This window comes from Nitrosopumilus adriaticus, from assembly GCF_000956175.1.
GTDB classification, from domain to species: Archaea; Thermoproteota; Nitrososphaeria; order Nitrososphaerales; family Nitrosopumilaceae; genus Nitrosopumilus; species Nitrosopumilus adriaticus.
In genome coordinates, this window is sequence record NZ_CP011070.1 from 1,037,236 (window position 1) to 1,056,890 (window position 19,655).

The following is a 19,655-nucleotide window of genomic DNA, read 5'->3' on the forward strand; positions in this document are numbered from 1 at the left end:
TATGTCTCAAACTACAGAACCAGTAATGAAAAAAATCACTCTTGAGAAAGTAGTTCTCAATATGGGAGTAGGAAAATCAGGAGATGTAATCAATATTGCCAAAAAAGCACTTGATCAAATATCAGGAAAAAAATCATCATCAAGAGCTGCAAAAGAAACTCAAAGAGACTGGGGAGTTAGAAAAGGAGAGCCAATAGGTGTTGCAGTAACAATTCGAGGTAACGACGCAAAAGAATTACTAAAAAGATTGTTAGAAGCAAAAGGCAATGTCGTTAATGGAAAATCATTTGATAATTTTGGAAATTATTCATTTGGAATTAAAGAACACATAGACATTCCAGGAGTAAAATATGATCCACAAATAGGAATTTTAGGTTTAGGAATTTCAATTACACTTACACGACCAGGATACGGAATTAGAAATAGAAGTAAACACAAAGCAAGTGTTGGAAAAAAACACATCATTAGCAATCAAGAAGCAAAGGATTATCTAGTAAAAGAATTTGGAGTGTCAGTAGCATAATGGCAAAAGATAGATCATATGAAGCAACTGGAAGAAAAAAGCACGACTTTGGAAGAGGTTCACGATGGTGTAAAAGATGCGGAGATTATACAGCTGTAATTCAAAAATATGATCTAATGCTATGCAGACGATGCTTCAGAGAAGTCGCAACATCTTTAGGGTTCAGGAAAAATAAGTGATACAATATGCCAGCAACTAACATTTTAGCAAATCTATTCGTTACACTTTACAACAATGAAACAAGAAGAAAGGGAGACTGTGTTATTCTCCCAACATCAAAATTAGGTATCGAGGTTCTAAAAACACTCCAGAAAGATGGGTATATTGGAGAATTTGAGCACATTGATGATAAAAGAGGCGGTAAATTCAAAATCAAGTTATTGGCCAAAATTACAAAATGTGGAGCAATATCACCAAGATTCAAAGTAAAAAACGATGAATACAATAATTGGGAACAGCAATACTTGCCGGCATATGATAGAGGCATGTTATTAGTAACAACAAACCAAGGGGTAATGTCACATCATGAAGCATCAGAGAAAGGAATTGGAGGATTTTTGATAGGTTATGTCTACTAAGCAAATGGAGAAATTTCAGGATGAGATAATCATCCCAGAAGGAGTCAAACTTACACTAAACAAACACATGTTATCTTTTGTAGGACCACTAGGAAAAACCCACAAAAGTTTCAGAACCATCCCAGTTAACATAGAGATTGCAGAAAACAAAGTAATTCTAAATGCAATTGGAAGTAGAAAGAGAGACTATGCAATTCTGCACACTGCAAGATCCATTATTAGAAATATTTGTGAAGGTTTGGTAAATGGATATACAATTAAGATGAAAATTGTGTACTCACACTTTCCAATCACAGTAAAAGTAGAAGGAAAAAAAATTCTGATTGAAAACTTTCAAGGCGAAAGAGCCCCAAGAGTTACAAAAAGTGTTGGAAACACCAAAGTAATTCCAAAGGGCGAAGACGTAATTTTAACAGGTGAAGTGTGGACAGACATTACACAAACAGCAGCTAATATTGAACTTAAAAGTAAAGTAAAAAATAAAGATCACAGAGTTTTTCTTGATGGCATATATGCATTTGAGAAAAAGAAAGGTATAGAAAAATAAAATCTTAAGTTTTTCAAATGACCCTTGATCCTGAATTTCTCAAACAAACAACTGATTTGATAACTCAAACACTTGAATTGTATAAAGCTGCAGGAGCTTCTCCCAGAGTTGGGGAAACATGGGATTGTGAAAATATCGGTGATTTTTTGTGTGGATTTTTTGTTGGAGAGATGGTAGGTTCAGCACTTAGTGCATTTCAAATTGTGCATCAAAGAGAACCAACTGCAGATGAACATCTAGAAATTATTGAATTAGTTGAAAGTCATGCAAAAGAAATCAAAGAATTTTTTTCTAAATTCAATTAAGTTTTCCAACATATTTTGCTCTAAAATAGATAGTCGGAAAGATTAAATCACTTTTGCCAAGGTCTAAACTTGTGCCTCCCTAGCTCAGCGTGGTAGAGCAACCGGCTGTTAACCGGTTGGTCACCAGTTCAAGTCTGGTGGGAGGCGCGTTATTATTTCTAAACTCGAGTTTTGAAATATTATATTCCATATCTAATAGAACTAAATATAATATATTTCTAAATTCGAATTTAGAAATATTGATCGGTTGATAGCAATTAGTTTAGACAATTAGACAACATAGATCTAATAGATGATCGCATATCTAGAATAATGCAGGAGATTTACATTGGTCAGAACTAGAAGGGCCAACAGATATTGTGTGGATTGTGGCGCCAGACTAGTGTATTACCCAAGATTATCTAATCCAAAAGCACCAAACGAACACAGAGTTTTAGTTTATGCATGCCCAGACTGTACCAACGATTTTGAAAAGCCCAAAATGTTTTCAATCAGACGTAATCAAGTAGAGGATCCACTTGAAACCGTTGAGATAGAAATTACACAAATACAGAAAAAATCAATAGCTACAAAATAATCAGAAAAAGCATGGAACATACAGAAAAACCAAGAAGTAATGCGTGGTTTTTGCTACCTGTTTTTTTAGGAATTATCGGAGGGATAATTGCATTCTTTATTTTACGTAGGGATGATCCACGAAAAGCAAAGAATTGTTTGTATCTAGGTGTTGTATTAATGATTATTGGAATCATATTCAATATTTTGGCAGCTGCATCATTTCCAGGCATAGATTCTGGATTCAATGTCAATGTATGAGCAGTTACAAAATTGTTCTGTAAGTAACAATTTCAAATGTTTCTAAATTCGAATTTAGAAATATAGTTATTTCACAGTAGTAATCTAACGAATTTAGAATCATATAGAACTAATTTTGATGTTTTTACATGAGTGCATCAAGACTGAGAGATAGTGTTGAAAGATGGTTAATCCACGAAGGATTATCTTTTGAGGAAGTAAAAAATCCAGAGAACACTTTTCAGATTTTGGTAAAGCATGCAGGTCAGACAGGCATCCCCATAGAAATATTTGAGCCAAAAGGACAACAAGGGATTCTAGTAATAGGAGCCAAAGTAATAATGAAAAATAATCAAATTGTAAGATATTTGGGATTTAATGAGCAAGAAAAAGAGAATTTTGAGAAAAAAGTAGCAGATTACTGTTATTCCATTCAAGCGATAAACAAAATCATCACAGAGGACGGAAAACAGAAGATCGGAGTTTATGTCGTACTAGACGATAAAGAAAACATCAACCAACAAACAGTTTTTGATGCAATAGAGAGTGTATCAGAAAAACATGAAAAAACATCAAGATTTCTGTTAAAGACATTCTAAAAATAGACGATTTATCAATTCTACGCGGACCTTATATCAAAAAATCAGTATTCCATAATATGAAAAACAAAACTTCAAAATCAAAACCAAGAGAATTAACTCTATCCACAGCTGAGCTGTCAAGATTTGGAATGGGAGTAATGAGCAGAGCACTAAAAGTTGTCAATACTGCCAAAAAAGGAAAAATCACCATTAGAGTAGAAAGAGCATAATTTTTCTGGTTTTTGTTTCATAATTGGGGTAAAACCCCCCTTCTTTTTAGAACAAATGTATGTTCAAAAATGCACCCATAGAGGATAAGATTAGGATTATTCGAGATAATATGTGAAAGAAATCATTTTGCAGATGGGAGAATCGCTAATAACAGAATCATTTGATTCTACAAATAACATATTTGAAGAGTTTAGATTATTCTCATCAAGTTTATTTTTTCAAATAATGGACATGATCACTCCAATGTTTCAAAACTTAGTAAAATAGACAACTAAATGAAATTATGCCTAGGCGTTAAACCCCCCCTAAAAAATTACGTGTTTACTCACAAGATGAATTTTTTCAAAAACAGGCATTTGGAGGGGGGGTGTAACACTTGTGCCTGAATATGAAATGCAACCATAAAACCACCAAGCTCTCCCAGCTAAACATGTGTCATCTTTTAGAGTTATGCGTAAAAGCTAAACCCCCTAAATTTTGTTCAAAAAATAAAGAAAAAAAGATTAAGGATTCAAATCATGAACAACAATACCTAATGGAAGTCCACCATCAATCACAGATTCTGTTGGGAATGTGATTGGACAATCACCATCTACAACAATATCAAATGCTGCAGTAGCACTGCCAAGATTTCCAGTAAGTGCTGAATTTTTCACGTTTACTTTGACATTTTCATTATTGAATGCAATTCCACTTGTAGGTGCATCTGAGATTTCTGTAACACAGAAAGTACTCAAAGTTGTACTTGAACCTAGAACCACATTATGAGCGTGCCAACCATCCTTATTTTGCAAAGAATCTCTAACGTCATTTTTACCATCACCATCTACATCTGCATTGTGAGTAGTAATTGCAAATGCAGAGTTTGGACCATCAGCATATAACCATGCAAATCCCGCTAGAATTCCTGCTTGTCTAGGAACATCATCAGTTGCAGTAATTTTGAGGGTTGTTGTTTTAGAATTTTTTGCTACAACTGCATCATCTGTAATTCCTTGCCATGATGCACCAGTTGCGTAAGCATAACCCAAAACAGAAACGGTCAAAATAGCTGCCAATGTTGCTCCTAAAAGAACTGTTTTAGTCATTGGTACAAATCTCAAACAAGATAAATAAAAAATTAACTGAGAATAGTATGAAAATATGCACTATTTTGTGATATTGCCAAATAAATCCACAAGTTTTACTCAAAACCCCCAGGGTTTTCCGATCAAATCATGCCAAAAAATAGGCGTTTCAACTATATACCAAAAAAAATCAGCAAATTCATGGCAGGAATGGGTGTAATTATTGTGATTGGAGCTATCATAGCTTCAATGGTTGTTGCAAATTACATGTATACACAATATACCACAAACTACATCGAAGCAGTTGCAGGGAAACCAATCATCGTGGGACCAGTAGAATATACTCTTTCTTTTGAGGGAACTCATGAAGGAAGTAAAGAAGTAAAACCAGAAAACACGTTTGTAAAAATAGGAATTACTGCAAAAAACATCAGTAATGAAAAAACAATCATTTCAGGAGGGCAATTTTACATTGTTGATGAAAAAGAACAAAAACACGAAGCTGTATTTGGAGAATTTTCATCAAAAGATTTGTTTTTAGAAACTCTGGAACCAAACAAACCGATTGAGAGAACAACACAGTTTGACATTCCATATGATGAAGAAAAAAAATACAAAATAATTATTCGACCACAAAAAGATCAATCAACAGTGGATACTGCTGTTGTTTGCATTACAAATTGTTGATCGGAGAGCAAGAATTGTGTCAAATTTTTCTATAGTTAGTGTAGTAATGTGTGACTTTTACCATATAACACATATGATTTTTGCAAAAAGTTATGGCAGTATCCAAAGCCAAAAGAGCCGAAGCAGCTAAAAAAGCAGCAAGAACTCGAAAGAGGAATGCAGCTAAAAAAGCAGCAGAGGCACTAAAAGCAGCAGCAGCTCGAAAGAGAAAGGCAGCAGCAACTCGAAGGAAGAACGCTGGCAAAGCAGCTCCTAAAAGAAAGGCAGCTAAACGCAGAGCCGCTCCAAAGAGAAAAACTGCAGCTAAAAAAGCAGCTCCAAAGAGAAAGGCAGCTAAACGCAGAGCCGCTCCAAAGAGAAAAACTGCAGCTAAAAAAGCAGCTCCAAAGAGAAAGGCAGCAAAGAGGAAAGCAGCACCAAAAAGAAAAGCTGCTCCTAAACGCAGAGCCGCTCCAAAGAGAAAGGCAGCTAAACGTCGACGTTAAGCTGTCTATACTATCTTTTTTCTTATCTCACATGTTTAGCATATCATATTTCTAAACTCGAATTTAGAAACATTAGAAATTGCTACTCATTCATCTTTAATTCAGGCAAAACAAAAATTTTGTCTGGCTTAATTTTTAGTATGACTCTTTTTTCATCATCACGTTTGAATGGATAATGCTCTCGTCCCATGTATTGCCTTGTGAGTTTGTCTGCATGTTTGTATTCATAATCTGGAATTAATTCCTCAACAGTTCCACGAATTGTTGTCATGTCAAGAGGATTGTCTTTTGATACAACAGATACTGCGACACGTGGATCACGTAATACATTTTTGTGTTTTATTCTACCCTCCGCAGTATTTACAAGAACATATCCATCTTCAAAATTTGCCCAGACAGGTGAGACTTGAGGAGAGCCATCCTTCATTACAGTTGCAATGAAAACAAGATTTTTCTCAGAAAACAACTTTACAACTTTTTCTTCAATCATTTTTTCATTTCACCAATAATCTAAAGCTGCTCAGATGACATTTAGAATTTGTCGTGTTTTCTATTGATTTTTCATGAAATTCTTCATAATCATCAAATGTATCTTTGATCGCATTTGATGATTCATGAACATGAAAAATTAAATTTATCCTATTTGCTGTTTGATTTTTCAAGTACATTTGTCATCGCTCTATTCATAATTTCCATTACAAGATACTGTGAATAGTCTTCAGATTTTTTTCCTTTTGATTTTGTTTTTGGAGTTAGACCTTTGAGTATTTTTTCAATTTTTGTAGAGGTGTTATCGATTACCTTAGAGTATGTAGAGTCAAAATCCTCAGGCGTTTGAAAATCCAGTAACTTTGTTGACGTACTATAGTATTTTGTTATCGCACCTCGAGATTCCTCAATACGTGCAATTTCAATTAATCCTGATTCTTTTAGAATCTCCAAATGATGACGAACAGTTGTCAAGGCTTTTTTGTAACCTGTCTTTTTTAGAGCAGTTGAAATTTGGTCTGCTGACAATGCTTGATGGTATAAAATTTCCACAATTTTGGCTCGTGCAGGGTCTTCAATTGCACGTGCGTGTCCAATACTTGTCGTAACAATACGATTAACTTTGATTTGCTTTTCTAGTAACGTTGACATACAGAACTACCTCTAAATCTGATCTAAAAGATCCTCGTATCATATTTTTTTGTCCAATTGCATCAATTTTTGTTTACTTTAATCAATATTGTACCGCTATCAAAAATACCATCACCATTACAAATAATATTGTAATAAAATGTAGTATTATGACACCAGTACAATAATTTTAACACTGGTTGAATGTTAATAGTATTAGCTGAATTGTTTTTGTAATGGTTTTAAAATTTTAAAAAAATACTAAAAAAATAAAAATCAGGTAAACATTGTCGAAAAATAAGCATCAAGACGCTATTTTGAGGATTGTGAAAAATACAATTCGAGTTGAAAGAAAGATTCTATGCGTAGATTAAGAGTTTAATGAAGATACAATTTCTTGTTTGATATCTGCCAATCGATCGTTGAATACTTCCGAAATCAAACTCATCATTTTAAAAGTAGATTCAGCATTATTTTCTTGTTCAGTATCAGTAAGTTTGTTATTCAGATAGTTGGTTGCTTTTGCAACAAAGGAATGATACACCATTCCAAAAATACAGTCATCTAAATTGACATCCCAATGTTCAGAGTTCACCATATTTGTGTAAGAGGGAATTTGATTAATCACTATATCCAACAATGTTTGAATTTCTTTTTTATCTTCAACTGTAGCCATAACATTTCAATCCATTAATGGTTAAAGAGTATTTCCAGTTAGTTTTTCATATGCTATCACATAGCGCTCAGTCATTTTCTGTATGATATCATCGGGGATTTCAGGTGCAACAGGCTCTCGTCCAGCATCACGTTCATCATCAAATTCTTTTTGATACCCCTTTGCAGTTAGCCAATCACGTAAGAGTTGTTTATCATATGCCTCCTGTATTTCTCCAACAGTATACGAATTCTTTGGCCATAAACGATATTCATCAGGACCAATAGAATCGCCCAAGGTAATCTTTCCATCTAATATTCCAAACTCTAATTTCAAATCAGCTAAAATGAATCCGGCATTATCTGCAATAGATGCCATCTTTTTATAAATTTCAATAGAGGTTTTCTCCAACCATTCGTATTGCTCCTCAGTAACCAAATTCATCTCTAATGCTTTTTCTTTGTTAATTGGAATATCATGTTCTGATTTTGTAGTAGGATCAAAAAGTGGTTCAGGAAGTTTTGCAGCCAGAGTTGTATTTGTCCCTTCAGGTACGGAAACATCACCTTTTTTCCATCTACTTATCAGACTGCCATAAAAGTAGCCTCTAACAACACACTCTATTGGCAGCATCTTCATTTTTTTACAATAATTTCAGTGTCAGATTCTCGTCGGACAAAATGATTTGGTACGGATAATTCATTGAACCAAAATTCAGCGAATTTGCACAGTACTTCTCCCTTTCTAGGAATATTTTGCTTGAATTTTACATCATATGCTGAAACCCTATCAGAGAACTTGAAGAGTAATGTATTTTCATCCACATCATAAAGGTCCTTTACTTTTCCGCTAGTTAGAAACTTCAAACAATCATTACTGGATTTTATTGAATTTAACTGCTAGGAAAAATCAAGAACCCATCATCCCGACCATCTTGGGCATTTCTCTATATGCTTTATTTACAAAAATATCATTATCAGCACTAATCATTACATATTCCATAGGATTATCAGAAGGCGGAGAAACAATAATTTTTTCCCCAGAGTCAATAGTTCCCAAATCAAAAGTATCTCCTGCACCAAAATTTACACGTACATTAGTAAGAGGCTGATAACCTGTATTTTGTATAGTCACACGTCCCATCACAAAAAGACTTTGTTTATCCAATATAGGATCAACAAAAATATCATAATCCTGAGTTGATACAGATAATTTCAAAATATCCATACCAAAAATTACTGCCATAATTCCAATAGCAGCAATACCTATACCAATGATTGCAGTATACTGTTTCACGGATACTAGATTGTTTTTCTAATTATTAAGACTAATCAATAATTGGAATATAGTCTAAAATATTAAAAATTACGTGTTCCAGATACAGAATTTTTCAAAAATTGTGTGTTTTAAACAAGCTAGTGATAAAGTAATTTTTCAATTAATCAAAATTTATGAAAATACTCCATATTGATGACAATAAAGAGATTTTAGAGCCATTTGAGTTTTATTTTGAAATAAATGATGATTATGATTATACCCCATGTAAGGACCCAGAAAAAGGACTTGAATTAATTAAAAACGGAAACTTTGACATAATATTACTGGATTTATCAATGCCCAAAATGAGCGGTTATGAGATTATAGATATTCTTTATCAGAACGACGAAATTAAAAATAAAAAAATTGTAATTTTTTCTGCAAGTAATCAAAGTGAAAAAGAAATGAATGAGTTAATTAAAAAAGGGGTTCATTCTTGCCTACAAAAAACCATCCCAATAAATGAAATTTTAGAACATTTAGAAAAGTCATTGGGAGTATTGGATGTCACTACAAAATAGAACCAATAAAAATAAGAAATTAAATAATAATCAATACATCCTATATTTGTTAATACCTATTATCATACTGTCATGTTTATCAATATTAAGTACAAATTCAGAATTATTTGTACTTCAAGGATTAGATCATTTTTATTTTGAAATGTTTTCAGTTACTTTTGGAATAGTTGTTGCAATTTATTCACTATCAAGAGGTTATGCGCTAAAAGATAGATTCTCGCTATTTATAGGATTAGGTTTTTTTGTTTCATCTATAATAGATTTGCTTCACGGAGGGTTTTCATTAATACATTTAGGTGACACAAGTTTTGAAGAGTATTTCATCCCACAAACATGGGTAGCTGGAAGAATTTTGATGGGAATAGTAATGGCAATTGCAATTATAAAATTTAGTAAAGCAGAAAAAAATACTAAAAAACCAAAATCAATCAGCAAAGAAATTATCTATTACACAATATTTCTCTCAGGGCTAGCAAGTGTTGTAACAATGATTTCTTTAATACAACCGTTACCATTTCTTACAATTGATTCCATAATTAAAAGGCCGTATGAAATTTTGGCAGCATCACTATTTGTATTTTCAGCAATATTTTACTTTAAGCAAAAACTTCATCACTTAGATGATCCATTTTACAAAGGAGTCATACTGGTTTTAGTCATAGATATTTTTGGAAGTATTATAATTTCTACTTCAAGTATAGTATTTGATACTGCATTTAATGTGGCACATATTCTAAAAAATATTACATTTTTTATTTTTATTGCTACTTTATCATGGTCTTCAATTTATCACCACAAAATAAAAGAAAAATTCAACCAAGATCTAAATGAATCAAAAAAAGCACTGAATGAAGCATCAATAATTGCAATTACAGATGCAAATGGAATTATCACTGAAGTGAACGACAAGTTTGTCGAAATATCAAAATACAGTAGAGAAGAATTAATAGGATCAGATCATAATTTATTAAAATCAGGTTATCATTCACGGGAATTTTATAGGAAAATGTGGGGAACCATTACTTTTGGAAAAATTTGGAGAGGTGAAATTAAAAATAAAGCAAAGGATGGAACGTTTTACTGGGTACAGACAAACATCATACCAAACATCAATGAACAAGGCAAGATTGTAGGATACACAACAGTTAGAACAGACATTACTGAACAAAAAGAACAACAAGAAAGACTTGCAGGTATTGATGTCAAAAAAGATGAGTTTATGTCAATGATTTCACATGAACTAAAAACACCACTCAGTCCAATTATGAGTTGGTCAGGCATGTTATACGATGGAGTTTTAGGAGAAATGACAGAAAAGCAAAAACACGGAATTATGAAAATTCAAGAAAACTCTAAAGATTTGTTAAGTCTAATCAACGATATTCTAGATGTACATAAACTTGAATTAGGAAAAATGAATTTTACCATGACACATTTTAACATAAAAAAATTGTTATCAAATATTATTGAAGATTATAAATTATCAAGTTCCAATCATTGCACGTATTTGCTAGAGTCAGATGACATTATTATGAATTCAGACACTTCAAGAATAACACAGATAATCAAAAATTTTCTAAATAATGCCATGGATTTTCTTCCCGAAAATGATCCTAAAATCACTTTATCAGCAAGAAATGAAAATAATATGGTGGTAATTTCAGTCAAAGATAATGGAAAAGGAATTCCAAAGGAAAGTCAAAAGAATTTATTTAAAAAATTCTACCAAGTAGATACTTCTGCCACAAGAGAGCACGGTGGAACAGGTTTGGGATTATCAATTTGCAATGGAATTGCCATTGGATTAAGAGGTAAAATTGGGGTACACAGTGAGATAAATCAAGGATCCGAATTTTTTATAAAAATTCCAAGAAACACAACGATTGAATTAACCAATTAGAAATTACTTTATTGTTACGCCATTCCAAAATGCAACCATTCCTTTAATTTTTTTGGCAGCATCATTTGGCTCTTCGTAATACCATGCACAATCTTTGTTAGTCTTACCATTTACTGAAACGGAGTAATAATTAGCCATTCCTTTCCATCCACAAAAAGATGTAAAATCAGTCTTTTCAAAATACTCTTTTTTTATAGATTCAATTGGAAAGTAATGATTCCCTTCAACAACTACAGTATCATCACTTTCAGCAATAACTACATCATTCCATATTGCTTGCATGATATTCTAACCCATTAACTGTATTTAAAAAAATACCCTATTCCCCTTTCATTTCTTCTCTGCTTCTAAATTCAGGAGTTATGCCGAGTGATTCGTAATTTCCTGACGAGCAAGTAAAACACATAGAATCTTTTGGAATTCCGACAGCATTTGCAAGATTTTCAGCATCATTGTATCCCAAAAAGTCGGCGCCAATACTTTGGCGAACCATTTCCGTGATTTGCTCTTGATTCATTTCTTTTCCATTGGAAAATGTTGCAAGTTCTTCTTGAGAAGGAAAATCAATTCCAGCATAACATGGGAATTTAATTGGAGGATATGTAATTACCATGCTAATTTTCCTAGCTCCTGCTCTACGGAGTGCTTTGATTATTGCCTTGGAGCTAGTACCTCTAACCAGACTATCATCAATTACAACAACATGTTTACCTTCAATGATTTCCCTTATTGGAATAATCCATCGGTTAATTTCTATTCTGTCTGATTGATGAGGTTCAATGAAACTTCGTAGTGGCCCCTTTTTGCTATACCTATCTTTTAGAAGGCCTTCATCAAAAGAAACACCAAGTTCTTGAGCATATCCCAATGCAGCGGGTCTTGCAGAATCAGGTACAGGAATTACTAAATCAGCATCATTAATTGGAAATTTCTTTGCCAAAAATCGTCCAATATTCTTTCTTGCAACATAGATGTTTGTACCTTCCATGTTACTTGAGGGATGTGCAAAATAAGTGAATTCAAAAGAACAATGTGCACGTGCAGGATCATCAGAGAAACGTTCAGTTTCTAAACCATTTTTGCTTAATTTTATCAATTCACCAGGATTTACGTTTCGTTCTAGTTTTGCGCCAACTGCAGACACTGCAGAAGACTCAGACGCGACAATGTAAGTGTCATCAGATTCTTTATGACCTAGAACCATTGGACGAAATCCCTTAGGATCACGAGCAGCATAAACAGAATTATCATCAGAGATAAATGTAAAACAATAAGAGCCGACCATTTCATTTTTGAGAATTGAAAGTGCTTTTCCCATTTGACCATTCTCTGAAATTAATGCAACTAGTCTTTGAGCGGCAACAAGAGTGTCACTTGCATTTTGTGGTGTAAATGAGCACCCACCTACCAGATTAGATAATTCTTGTACATTTGCAATTGTTCCATTGTGTGCAATGCAAAGATCTTTTACTTTGAGTGGTTGGGCATTTTCTAATGAACTTCTACCCATTGTAGAATATCGAACATGGCCAATAACTGCAGAAGATGCATATTCCTCAGTTATTTTTTTAAATTCAGATGAGGCACCAGAAACCAATCCCAATCTCTTAAGTGGCGGTTTATTTGGAATTGCAAGACCCCAAGCTTCTTGTCCTCTATGTTGAAGTGCTCTTAATGCATCAATTACCATAGGAACTACATTAGTTCCACTAAGACTAAAAATTCCAACAACGCCACAATTTTCCTTAACCATGAAGTACCAAGTCCCCTAACGAATTTAACCAAGTTTTTTGTGCTTTATCAACTCTTAGATCAACGACGGATGTTACTCCATTCACAAATTGAATTCTGTCTCCTCCAAATTTACCTATTACTTGAATGAAACTTTGTTCTTTTTTAGCAAATCTTCTAATTTTTTCAGATTTTTCTTATCAAAAGATAGTAGATATCGAGAATGACTTTCAGAAAAAAGAATTCTAGCAACATCTAATTTTTCCCCAGGTACTTTTTCCAAGGATACTTTGCATCCGATCATATTTCTCATACATAACTCTGAGATGGCAATTGCCAGTCCTCCCTTTGAGCAGTCATGGGCAGATTTTAAGAGACCATTATCAATTACCTCCAATACGGATTTCATATTTTTCTTTGATTCTGAAAAAACTACAGTAGGACATTTCCCACCAATGAATTTATGAATATACTCAAAATATTCAGAGCCACCCATCTCATCTTTAGTATCACCAATAATTACGAGACAGTCATTTTCAGATATTTTTTGAGGAATCAGTGGTTTTTTATCAATGAGTCCCAAAACGCCAATTACGGGAGTTGGTTTTATTGGCCCTGAAGGAGTTTCATTGTATAGGCTAACTTTGCCACCAACACATGGAATCTTAAAGTCTTTAGCAAAATCAGTCAATCCCTTTAATGATTCTAAAAATGTCCAAAAGATTTCAGGATCTTTTGGGTTTCCAAATTGAAGATGATCAAGCATTCCAATGGGCTTTGCTCCTGTGCATACAACATTTCTGCAAGCCTCCTCAAAGCAGCCGATTGCACCTTCTCTGGGATTTATGTAACATTGTTTTGGATTGCCATCAATCTTTGCTGAAAGAAATTTCCCATTGTCCAATCTTAAAACAGATGCATCCCCTCCAGGCTTTACAACAGTTCGAATTCCTACTTCATGATCATATTGACTATAAACCCATATCTTACTTGCGATATTTGGTGATGCAAGTAAGTTCATCAATGTTTTTGAATAATCAGAAATATCTTTGAGTTTCTTTTCATTCTCAATTGTTTTCAGATATTCAGGTTTTTTTGATGGCAAATCAAGTAAAGTGGCATTTGCAACAACGTCAGTAGGTAAATTTGCAAATGTCTTTTTCCCTTTTTTTACATGCATTTGATTATCAGATGTAACATGACCAATGACAGAACATTCAATATGGAATTTTTTGCAAATGGTCTCAAGTTTTTTTAATTTAATTTTATCTGTAACAATTAGCATTCTCTCTTGAGATTCAGAAACCATAATTTCATCAGGATGCATGTCAGATTCACGAGTGTGAACTTTTTGAACATCCATCTCTATTCCAATATCTAATGCATCAGCTGTTTCGGAAATTGCGCAGGATAGTCCACCACCGCCAAGATCTTTCATGGCATGAATTAATTTCTGATTTCTAGCCTCCAAAACTGCCTCTATGATTAATTTCTCAATGAAAGGATCAGGGATTTGCACTGCAGAACGATCTTCTGATTCTAGGGAGTCAGAGGCAAATTGAGAACCACCAATTCCATCTCTACCAGTAGAGCCACCTAGTAAAACAACTAGATCACCTTTGTTTGCATGATTTTTTATCAAATTTTCTTTTTTGCCAAATCCTATTGCAGCAACATCAACAAGTGCATAGTTTTGATAACATTCATCAAATTCAACTTCTCCTCCAATTGTAGGAATGCCTAAACAATTCCCATAAGCCGCAACTCCACTTACTGCATTTTTGAATAACCATCTTGCTTGTTGATCTTTTTCAATATTGCCAAAACGTAAACCATCAAAGATTGCAATAGGTCTTGTGCCAGCAGATAAAATATCCCTAATCACACCACCCACACCAGTTGCAGCTCCACCAAATGGCTCCACAGCAGATGGATGGTTATGACTTTCAATATGAGCAGTTACTACATAGCCTCCACCTACATCTAAGACACCAGAATCATATCCTTTTTCATTAATTACAAGAGGTCCAGTCATTGGTAACATTTTGAGATGTTTTTTTGAGGATTTGTAGGAGCAATGCTCAGACCACTCAGCAGCTACGATTTGTAATTCAGTTGAAGTTGGATTCCTGCCAATTTTGGATTTTAATTCAGATAGCTCATGAGTTTCTAAACTCAATTACTAACACCCATTTTAGATAAAAGTGATTCAAAAATTAATGAAGAAGGTTTGTTATCTACAGGATTAATTTCAGATTCTACTGCTCTTTCTGGATGAGGCATCATGCCAACAACATTTCCATCTTCGTTACATACTCCTGCAATCCTATCAGTAGAACCATTTACAACTTGGCTATATCTAAAGACAATTTGATTTTTTTTCTTTAATTGTTTTAAAACGTCATCATCTGCATAGTATCTACCTTCTCCATTTGCAATTGGGATTGGGATTTTTTGGTGTAGTTTAAACTGATTTGTAAATGGAGTTTTATTATTTTCAACTATAAGATTGGTCCACTCACACATAAAATTAAGAGATTCATTTTTCATTAAAACTCCAGGCAACAATCCAGACTCTACTAAAATTTGAAATCCATTGCATACACCTAAAATTGGAATTCCTTTCTCAGCCATTTTTCGAACATCTTTAATTATCGGGCTATGAGCAGCAATTACACCTGCCCTAAGTCTATCCCCATAAGAGAACCCTCCCGGAAGAATAACAGCATCAATATTTTTTGGAAGAGGTTTTTCATGCCAAAAGTATTGGGCATCTAGATTAAACACATCTGTTAGAACATGATACATATCTCGATCGCAATTACTACCTGGAAAAACTACAACTCCAACTTTCACAATTATTTTCACAATCAGAGATATTTAATTTGAATTGAGACGAGAAAATTTTTGTCTGAGACTAAATCTTGATCGCAATAATCTATCCAGACATAAAGTAGGGTGTATTTTAGTTGGCAAAAACATCGATGGTTACTTTACTTACCATAGGATTGTAAATACGCAATTCATCACAAATTTCTTTTACTTTTAATTGAGCAGATTTTTTATCTTTTTCTTTAATAGTAAATTTTAGCATCTTTGCTGTTTTTATTTTTGATACTGATTTTTGAGTTCCTTTGAGAACCAAATCATTAAGAATCGTGTCGCCTTCAGGGTCACTTATTCCCGGTTTGTTTTCAATAGTTACGTGAACATCAAAAAGTGGCATTAATATTTTGCAAAATAAATTTGAGGTTAATCTATCTTCCGAAAAAATTTATGCTTTTATAGTTATTTTGAGATATTTGTCAGGTATCCGGTTCTGAGACTTGTATTGTTGCAGATATAACCAGCCCAGGATCGGCTACTTTGGATTAAAATTTTCTTTAACGTATTCAGTATATTTTCTGTATAGACCAGACTGATATCGAGGATTAACTACAATTAATAATTTATTTTTCAAATCTTCTTTTGATTGATACATGTCTTTTTCAACAATTCCTTTGGCATCTAAAGTCACACATACATCTTGCCACGAAAATACCTCATCAGGATCCCTGTTTGCAGTTGCATAGTAAACATACAGCAATCGTAGTTTGTTGTATTCATCAAGAGTCAAATCCTTCCCCATAACGTAATTTCTTTTCAAAGTATGAAAAAATTTCAAACCATCTGCAGTTAAAACATAATCAAAAAGTTTTGGATAATCATTAATTTCAATTGGGTAAAGGGGGTTTGTTTTGTCAGATTCCATAGTATTAGAAATAGTGTCAGTCCATGATTATAATCATATTTTGATCATGTTTTTAATGTCTTGAGACCTTCAGTTACAACCAAGTTGAGTACATGTGAAAAGCTTACAGATGAGGATGTATTCTTGATCATCTTTGCTTGAATACTCCTAAGTTTTTCTATATTAGATTGATTCATTACGACAGTGATTCTGTTTTTCACGTAAATATTGCCTTGATCTACTATTAAAACAACTAAGATTTTTCCAGTCTTACAGTATTGGAATTTATATCAGCACAATTTACAACAATCATAATGGCAAAAGGAAGAATGCGATATTGGAAGATCACTGCAGAAGAACTAGCCAGTTATTCATATGATGAAAGTAATTTGTTAAATTGGGAAATTAAATGTGTCAGAGAGCCTGAAGATGAGGCTATTTTTATCGGTGTTTTCATGTATAGAAAAGGCACTGCATATGACTATGAATCAGTCAAAGGAATCTGCTATTTTCATAATAACATAGATAGAAAAGAACTGCCTTCCATCACAAGTTTTCTTCAAGGAAAATTCAATGGAAAAGAGATGGAAAAAGGAGACAGGATATTCCTCAAGGATTCAAAGGAAATCTATTCTGCTAAAGACATTAGCGACTTGGCAAAAGAGATGGAATCTAAATTTAATACCAAAGCCATTATTTCTTTAGAATTTGAAGGGATTACTGCAGAGCAACTCAAAGAGGCAGGACTACCTGAAGCAAAATTATTGCCCATCCCCACTTAATTGATATAGTTTAGAAAACAAAGTTATCCAATGTCTGAATTGGATGGAATAAATCAGCATCTAGAAGAGCTAAGAAAAAGATTACTTCGAATTGTATTAATTATTGGAATTATCACAGTATTCATTTTAACTTTTCATGCCGAGCCTATCGAAGTTGCAGGAATTACAATGTATTATCCATTGCCTGAACCACTAAACAACATTGCAGCACAAATAACAAATCATATGAAAAATAATCTTGTTCCAGAAGATGTTCAATTAATTCAGACAGCTCCAGGACAAGCTTTCTTTGCACAAGTGTACATTGCAGCGCTAGTGGGGATTGTAGTTGGAATGCCAGTAATTGTAAAAGAATTGGTAGGATTTATCAAACCCGCATTAAAAGAAAATGAAATTCATGTTAGCAGAAACATTACACTTCCTGCTTTGGGATTATTCATTGCTGGTTGTGTTTTTTCATATAATTTAGTGATTCCATATATTTTGGATTTTTTATACAGATATGGTGAATCAGCAGGTCTAGTAACATTTCTTAACGTCATAGAATTTGTCACATTTGTTTTACAGTTTTTGCTGGCATTTGGTTTTTCATTTCAGCTTCCACTTGTAATGTATGCAATTTCTGTTTCAGGTATGGTTGATTCTGATTTTTGGAGAAAAAACATCAGATATGCAATTGTCATTATTGTGATCTTCGGAGCTGTTATCACTCCAGATGGGAGTGGTGTCACTATGTGGTTTATTGCAGGCCCAATGATTGCACTATATGTTATAGGCATGGCAGTGATTGAGCGTAAAGAACGCAAAAAGTTGAACACTTAAATCCAAATTTAATCAATTAAAAATACAATGTTAGGAATGGAATTATCAAATTTCATTGCAGGACAAGAATGGATCTTTATCATAATTATTGCAGTAGTATTCATTTTTGGTGCAAAAAAGATTCCAGAGCTTGCCAAGACCTTTGGTAAAGCTAAAGGAGAATTTGAAAAAGGAAAAATCGAGGCAGATAAAGATCTAAAGGAATTCAAAGAAGGCGTAAACAGTTCCTCCAAAGACAAAGAAATCAAATCAGACTAGTTTTCTGCATTTTTTACAAAATCATCTAAAATTTTACCATAATCTTGCTCATAGGTATTTTTCCCAAATAAGCTTGAAATTTTTAATTTACCTTTAATTTTAAAATCAACTTCAACCATAACTTTGGTTCCTTTCTCAAGTTCAAGGAATTTTTCTTTGAAGATACTGCCCTTTGCATCCCCACCAATTACAAAAACATCGTGAGATGTTGGAGAATTAGATACGTGTTTTGCCATTATCAGAAATTCCTTATCACCTAGACGCAGATATTCTTCTACTACTGAGATATTATTTCGAACAGAGCGAACTCGAATTGATGGGAAATGTTGTGGGAATAATTTTGGGAAATTCTCAAAATCAGAAAAAATGTTATAAACAGATTCCCTTTTTGCATCAATAATTCTTTCTAAAGAAAATTTTGGCAATGGTAATTTAGAATGTGCCCCATCGAGGGTATAAATCGTGCTCTATGTTAAATTGGTCCAAACATTTTCCAACACCGTGATTTACAATATCATCAATAGATTTTGGTTTTGTATAAAATTCCGTTACAGGAGGCAAAATAACAACACCTAATCTAGAAAGCTTTAGCATGTTTTCTAAATGAATTGCAGATAACGGAGTCTCTCTAACCATTAAAATTAATTTTCGAGATTCTTTAATGGTAACACCTGCAGCTCTTGCAATTAATGTATCATCATACCCATTAGCAATCGCTGCCAATGTCTTCATACTACAAGGAGCTACAATCATGCCATCAATTCTATGAGTTCCACTTGAAACACTTGATGCCATATTTTTCTCTTCAGAGAAATTAGATGCAAGTGATTTTACATGATCAATTGAATAGTCAGTCTCCATCGAGATACATTTCTCAGCCCATTCAGACATTATCAAGTGCGATTCAATATTTAATTTCTTGAGAGTCTCAAGCATCCTAATGCCATAGATAACACCGGTACTGCCAGTAATTCCAATAACTAATTTCAACATTGATTCTAGAGATGCGTAGTATTTTATG

General features: G+C 33.5%; 29 protein-coding genes, 1 tRNA gene and 1 pseudogene. 17 read left to right on the forward strand and 14 right to left on the reverse strand.

Going from position 1 to position 19,655, the window contains the following annotated elements; translation table 11 throughout:
- Position 1 precedes the first annotated feature (1 nt).
- The 10 genes from NADRNF5_RS06075 (at position 2) to NADRNF5_RS11145 (ending at position 3,559) form a co-directional block, all read left to right on the forward strand.
- Positions 2-523, forward strand: coding sequence for a 50S ribosomal protein L5 (locus NADRNF5_RS06075; RefSeq protein ID WP_048116225.1), 522 nt, complete (start codon positions 2-4; stop codon positions 521-523).
- Positions 523-702 (forward strand): 30S ribosomal protein S14, encoded by a 180-nt coding sequence (locus NADRNF5_RS06080; RefSeq protein WP_008300270.1) that lies wholly within the window; start codon positions 523-525, stop codon positions 700-702. The genes NADRNF5_RS06075 and NADRNF5_RS06080 overlap by 1 nt, the downstream gene beginning before the upstream one ends.
- A 6-nt stretch (positions 703-708) precedes the next feature.
- Complete coding sequence (locus NADRNF5_RS06085) at positions 709-1,101, forward strand: 30S ribosomal protein S8 (protein ID WP_048116226.1); 393 nt, start codon at positions 709-711, stop codon at positions 1,099-1,101.
- The gene (gene rplF, locus NADRNF5_RS06090; protein WP_048116227.1) at positions 1,091-1,648 is read left to right on the forward strand and encodes a 50S ribosomal protein L6; all 558 of its coding nucleotides are present in this window, start codon (positions 1,091-1,093) and stop codon (positions 1,646-1,648) included. Before NADRNF5_RS06085 ends, rplF begins: the two co-directional genes overlap by 11 nt.
- A gap of 17 nt (positions 1,649-1,665) precedes the next feature.
- Positions 1,666-1,953 carry a hypothetical protein gene (locus NADRNF5_RS06095; RefSeq protein WP_048116228.1) on the forward strand — a complete coding sequence of 96 codons (288 nt, stop codon included), beginning with the start codon at positions 1,666-1,668 and terminating at the stop codon, positions 1,951-1,953.
- Positions 1,954-2,026: 73 nt separating this feature from the next.
- A tRNA-Asn gene (locus NADRNF5_RS06100) sits at positions 2,027-2,100 on the forward strand.
- Positions 2,101-2,281: 181 nt separating this feature from the next.
- A complete protein-coding gene (locus tag NADRNF5_RS06105) occupies positions 2,282-2,530 on the forward strand; it encodes a hypothetical protein (protein ID WP_048116229.1) in 249 nt (82 codons plus the stop codon).
- A gap of 11 nt (positions 2,531-2,541) precedes the next feature.
- On the forward strand, positions 2,542-2,769 hold the full coding sequence (locus NADRNF5_RS06110; protein WP_048116230.1) for a hypothetical protein: 228 nt from the start codon (positions 2,542-2,544) through the stop codon (positions 2,767-2,769).
- A 128-nt stretch (positions 2,770-2,897) separates the two neighbouring features.
- Complete coding sequence (locus tag NADRNF5_RS06115) at positions 2,898-3,347, forward strand: DUF2299 family protein (protein WP_048116231.1); 450 nt, start codon at positions 2,898-2,900, stop codon at positions 3,345-3,347.
- A 59-nt stretch (positions 3,348-3,406) separates the two neighbouring features.
- Positions 3,407-3,559 (forward strand): hypothetical protein, encoded by a 153-nt coding sequence (locus NADRNF5_RS11145; RefSeq protein WP_160289393.1) that lies wholly within the window; start codon positions 3,407-3,409, stop codon positions 3,557-3,559.
- A gap of 504 nt (positions 3,560-4,063) precedes the next feature.
- Here NADRNF5_RS11145 and NADRNF5_RS06120 read toward each other — a convergent pair.
- Positions 4,064-4,648, reverse strand: a complete 585-nt coding sequence (locus NADRNF5_RS06120) for a hypothetical protein (RefSeq protein ID WP_048116232.1) — start codon at positions 4,646-4,648, stop codon at positions 4,064-4,066.
- 180 nt (positions 4,649-4,828) lie between these two features.
- On the opposite strand from NADRNF5_RS06120, the gene NADRNF5_RS06125 reads away from it, so the two are divergent.
- Together NADRNF5_RS06125 and NADRNF5_RS06130 are read left to right on the forward strand one after the other, a co-directional pair.
- A complete protein-coding gene (locus NADRNF5_RS06125; RefSeq protein WP_048119222.1) occupies positions 4,829-5,314 on the forward strand; it encodes a DUF4352 domain-containing protein in 486 nt (161 codons plus the stop codon).
- Between the two features lie 92 nt (positions 5,315-5,406).
- On the forward strand, positions 5,407-5,799 hold the full coding sequence (locus NADRNF5_RS06130) for a hypothetical protein (RefSeq protein WP_048116233.1): 393 nt from the start codon (positions 5,407-5,409) through the stop codon (positions 5,797-5,799).
- A gap of 82 nt (positions 5,800-5,881) precedes the next feature.
- Here the strand turns inward: NADRNF5_RS06130 and NADRNF5_RS06135 are convergent, their stop codons facing one another.
- The 5 genes and pseudogenes from NADRNF5_RS06135 to NADRNF5_RS06155 all read right to left on the reverse strand — a co-directional run bounded on the left by NADRNF5_RS06135 (position 5,882) and on the right by NADRNF5_RS06155 (position 8,869).
- Positions 5,882-6,286, reverse strand: coding sequence for a PPOX class F420-dependent oxidoreductase (locus NADRNF5_RS06135; protein ID WP_048119225.1), 405 nt, complete (start codon positions 6,284-6,286; stop codon positions 5,882-5,884).
- A 152-nt stretch (positions 6,287-6,438) separates the two neighbouring features.
- Positions 6,439-6,939: a winged helix-turn-helix domain-containing protein gene (locus tag NADRNF5_RS06140; RefSeq protein WP_048116234.1), complete on the reverse strand. Its 501-nt coding sequence runs from the start codon at positions 6,937-6,939 to the stop codon at positions 6,439-6,441.
- Positions 6,940-7,288: 349 nt separating this feature from the next.
- A complete protein-coding gene (locus tag NADRNF5_RS06145; RefSeq protein ID WP_048116235.1) occupies positions 7,289-7,594 on the reverse strand; it encodes a hypothetical protein in 306 nt (101 codons plus the stop codon).
- A gap of 21 nt (positions 7,595-7,615) precedes the next feature.
- Positions 7,616-8,397, reverse strand: a pseudogene (purC, locus tag NADRNF5_RS06150) (phosphoribosylaminoimidazolesuccinocarboxamide synthase).
- 85 nt (positions 8,398-8,482) lie between these two features.
- Positions 8,483-8,869 carry a hypothetical protein gene (locus tag NADRNF5_RS06155; RefSeq protein WP_048116236.1) on the reverse strand — a complete coding sequence of 129 codons (387 nt, stop codon included), beginning with the start codon at positions 8,867-8,869 and terminating at the stop codon, positions 8,483-8,485.
- A gap of 155 nt (positions 8,870-9,024) precedes the next feature.
- On the opposite strand from NADRNF5_RS06155, the gene NADRNF5_RS06160 reads away from it, so the two are divergent.
- Both NADRNF5_RS06160 and NADRNF5_RS06165 read left to right on the forward strand, forming a co-directional pair.
- Positions 9,025-9,411, forward strand: a complete 387-nt coding sequence (locus NADRNF5_RS06160; protein ID WP_048116237.1) for a response regulator — start codon at positions 9,025-9,027, stop codon at positions 9,409-9,411.
- Positions 9,395-11,311 (forward strand): ATP-binding protein, encoded by a 1,917-nt coding sequence (locus NADRNF5_RS06165; protein ID WP_048116238.1) that lies wholly within the window; start codon positions 9,395-9,397, stop codon positions 11,309-11,311. Before NADRNF5_RS06160 ends, NADRNF5_RS06165 begins: the two co-directional genes overlap by 17 nt.
- 3 nt (positions 11,312-11,314) lie before the next feature.
- Here the strand turns inward: NADRNF5_RS06165 and NADRNF5_RS06170 are convergent, their stop codons facing one another.
- The 6 genes from NADRNF5_RS06170 to NADRNF5_RS06195 all read right to left on the reverse strand — a co-directional run bounded on the left by NADRNF5_RS06170 (position 11,315) and on the right by NADRNF5_RS06195 (position 16,793).
- Positions 11,315-11,593: a DUF427 domain-containing protein gene (locus tag NADRNF5_RS06170; RefSeq protein ID WP_048116239.1), complete on the reverse strand. Its 279-nt coding sequence runs from the start codon at positions 11,591-11,593 to the stop codon at positions 11,315-11,317.
- Between the two features lie 37 nt (positions 11,594-11,630).
- Positions 11,631-13,064, reverse strand: a complete 1,434-nt coding sequence (gene purF / locus NADRNF5_RS06175) for an amidophosphoribosyltransferase (RefSeq protein ID WP_048116240.1) — start codon at positions 13,062-13,064, stop codon at positions 11,631-11,633.
- A gap of 117 nt (positions 13,065-13,181) precedes the next feature.
- Positions 13,182-15,221: a phosphoribosylformylglycinamidine synthase subunit PurL gene (gene purL / locus NADRNF5_RS06180; protein WP_237089217.1), complete on the reverse strand. Its 2,040-nt coding sequence runs from the start codon at positions 15,219-15,221 to the stop codon at positions 13,182-13,184.
- A complete protein-coding gene (purQ, locus tag NADRNF5_RS06185) occupies positions 15,218-15,898 on the reverse strand; it encodes a phosphoribosylformylglycinamidine synthase subunit PurQ (protein WP_048119228.1) in 681 nt (226 codons plus the stop codon). The genes purL and purQ overlap by 4 nt, the downstream gene beginning before the upstream one ends.
- A gap of 109 nt (positions 15,899-16,007) precedes the next feature.
- Positions 16,008-16,268, reverse strand: a complete 261-nt coding sequence (gene purS, locus NADRNF5_RS06190; RefSeq protein WP_048116241.1) for a phosphoribosylformylglycinamidine synthase subunit PurS — start codon at positions 16,266-16,268, stop codon at positions 16,008-16,010.
- A gap of 135 nt (positions 16,269-16,403) precedes the next feature.
- Positions 16,404-16,793: a hypothetical protein gene (locus NADRNF5_RS06195; RefSeq protein WP_048116242.1), complete on the reverse strand. Its 390-nt coding sequence runs from the start codon at positions 16,791-16,793 to the stop codon at positions 16,404-16,406.
- Between the two features lie 293 nt (positions 16,794-17,086).
- On the opposite strand from NADRNF5_RS06195, the gene NADRNF5_RS06200 reads away from it, so the two are divergent.
- The 3 genes from NADRNF5_RS06200 to NADRNF5_RS06210 are packed head-to-tail and all read left to right on the forward strand — an operon-like array spanning position 17,087 to position 18,634.
- A complete protein-coding gene (locus NADRNF5_RS06200) occupies positions 17,087-17,554 on the forward strand; it encodes a hypothetical protein (RefSeq protein ID WP_048119231.1) in 468 nt (155 codons plus the stop codon).
- Between the two features lie 30 nt (positions 17,555-17,584).
- On the forward strand, positions 17,585-18,376 hold the full coding sequence (gene tatC, locus NADRNF5_RS06205) for a twin-arginine translocase subunit TatC (protein ID WP_048116243.1): 792 nt from the start codon (positions 17,585-17,587) through the stop codon (positions 18,374-18,376).
- Positions 18,377-18,403: 27 nt separating this feature from the next.
- Positions 18,404-18,634 carry a Sec-independent protein translocase subunit TatA/TatB gene (locus NADRNF5_RS06210; protein ID WP_048116244.1) on the forward strand — a complete coding sequence of 77 codons (231 nt, stop codon included), beginning with the start codon at positions 18,404-18,406 and terminating at the stop codon, positions 18,632-18,634.
- Here the strand turns inward: NADRNF5_RS06210 and NADRNF5_RS06215 are convergent.
- Together NADRNF5_RS06215 and NADRNF5_RS06220 are read right to left on the reverse strand one after the other, a co-directional pair.
- The gene (locus NADRNF5_RS06215) at positions 18,631-19,059 is read right to left on the reverse strand and encodes an SRPBCC family protein (RefSeq protein ID WP_048116245.1); all 429 of its coding nucleotides are present in this window, start codon (positions 19,057-19,059) and stop codon (positions 18,631-18,633) included. The genes NADRNF5_RS06210 and NADRNF5_RS06215 overlap by 4 nt on opposite strands.
- 7 nt (positions 19,060-19,066) lie before the next feature.
- On the reverse strand, positions 19,067-19,624 hold the full coding sequence (locus tag NADRNF5_RS06220) for a UbiX family flavin prenyltransferase (protein WP_048119234.1): 558 nt from the start codon (positions 19,622-19,624) through the stop codon (positions 19,067-19,069).
- Between the last annotated feature and the right edge of the window lie 31 nt (positions 19,625-19,655).

What these genes read in the sequence shown, in the direction of transcription:
- NADRNF5_RS06075 (WP_048116225.1), top strand. Translation starts at nt 2, where the DNA reads ATGTCTCAAACTACAGAACCAGTAATGAAAAAAATCACTCTTGAGAAA.
- NADRNF5_RS06080 (WP_008300270.1), top strand. Translation starts at nt 523, where the DNA reads ATGGCAAAAGATAGATCATATGAAGCAACTGGAAGAAAAAAGCACGAC.
- NADRNF5_RS06085 (WP_048116226.1), top strand. Translation starts at nt 709, where the DNA reads ATGCCAGCAACTAACATTTTAGCAAATCTATTCGTTACACTTTACAAC.
- rplF (WP_048116227.1), top strand. Translation starts at nt 1,091, where the DNA reads ATGTCTACTAAGCAAATGGAGAAATTTCAGGATGAGATAATCATCCCA.
- NADRNF5_RS06095 (WP_048116228.1), top strand. Translation starts at nt 1,666, where the DNA reads ATGACCCTTGATCCTGAATTTCTCAAACAAACAACTGATTTGATAACT.
- NADRNF5_RS06110 (WP_048116230.1), top strand. Translation starts at nt 2,542, where the DNA reads ATGGAACATACAGAAAAACCAAGAAGTAATGCGTGGTTTTTGCTACCT.
- NADRNF5_RS06115 (WP_048116231.1), top strand. Translation starts at nt 2,898, where the DNA reads ATGAGTGCATCAAGACTGAGAGATAGTGTTGAAAGATGGTTAATCCAC.
- NADRNF5_RS11145 (WP_160289393.1), top strand. Translation starts at nt 3,407, where the DNA reads ATGAAAAACAAAACTTCAAAATCAAAACCAAGAGAATTAACTCTATCC.
- NADRNF5_RS06120 (WP_048116232.1), bottom strand. Translation starts at nt 4,648, where the DNA reads ATGACTAAAACAGTTCTTTTAGGAGCAACATTGGCAGCTATTTTGACC.
- NADRNF5_RS06125 (WP_048119222.1), top strand. Translation starts at nt 4,829, where the DNA reads ATGGCAGGAATGGGTGTAATTATTGTGATTGGAGCTATCATAGCTTCA.
- NADRNF5_RS06130 (WP_048116233.1), top strand. Translation starts at nt 5,407, where the DNA reads ATGGCAGTATCCAAAGCCAAAAGAGCCGAAGCAGCTAAAAAAGCAGCA.
- NADRNF5_RS06140 (WP_048116234.1), bottom strand. Translation starts at nt 6,939, where the DNA reads ATGTCAACGTTACTAGAAAAGCAAATCAAAGTTAATCGTATTGTTACG.
- NADRNF5_RS06145 (WP_048116235.1), bottom strand. Translation starts at nt 7,594, where the DNA reads ATGGCTACAGTTGAAGATAAAAAAGAAATTCAAACATTGTTGGATATA.
- NADRNF5_RS06160 (WP_048116237.1), top strand. Translation starts at nt 9,025, where the DNA reads ATGAAAATACTCCATATTGATGACAATAAAGAGATTTTAGAGCCATTT.
- NADRNF5_RS06165 (WP_048116238.1), top strand. Translation starts at nt 9,395, where the DNA reads ATGTCACTACAAAATAGAACCAATAAAAATAAGAAATTAAATAATAAT.
- NADRNF5_RS06170 (WP_048116239.1), bottom strand. Translation starts at nt 11,593, where the DNA reads ATGCAAGCAATATGGAATGATGTAGTTATTGCTGAAAGTGATGATACT.
- purF (WP_048116240.1), bottom strand. Translation starts at nt 13,064, where the DNA reads ATGGTTAAGGAAAATTGTGGCGTTGTTGGAATTTTTAGTCTTAGTGGA.
- purS (WP_048116241.1), bottom strand. Translation starts at nt 16,268, where the DNA reads ATGCCACTTTTTGATGTTCACGTAACTATTGAAAACAAACCGGGAATA.
- NADRNF5_RS06195 (WP_048116242.1), bottom strand. Translation starts at nt 16,793, where the DNA reads ATGGAATCTGACAAAACAAACCCCCTTTACCCAATTGAAATTAATGAT.
- NADRNF5_RS06200 (WP_048119231.1), top strand. Translation starts at nt 17,087, where the DNA reads ATGGCAAAAGGAAGAATGCGATATTGGAAGATCACTGCAGAAGAACTA.
- tatC (WP_048116243.1), top strand. Translation starts at nt 17,585, where the DNA reads ATGTCTGAATTGGATGGAATAAATCAGCATCTAGAAGAGCTAAGAAAA.
- NADRNF5_RS06210 (WP_048116244.1), top strand. Translation starts at nt 18,404, where the DNA reads ATGTTAGGAATGGAATTATCAAATTTCATTGCAGGACAAGAATGGATC.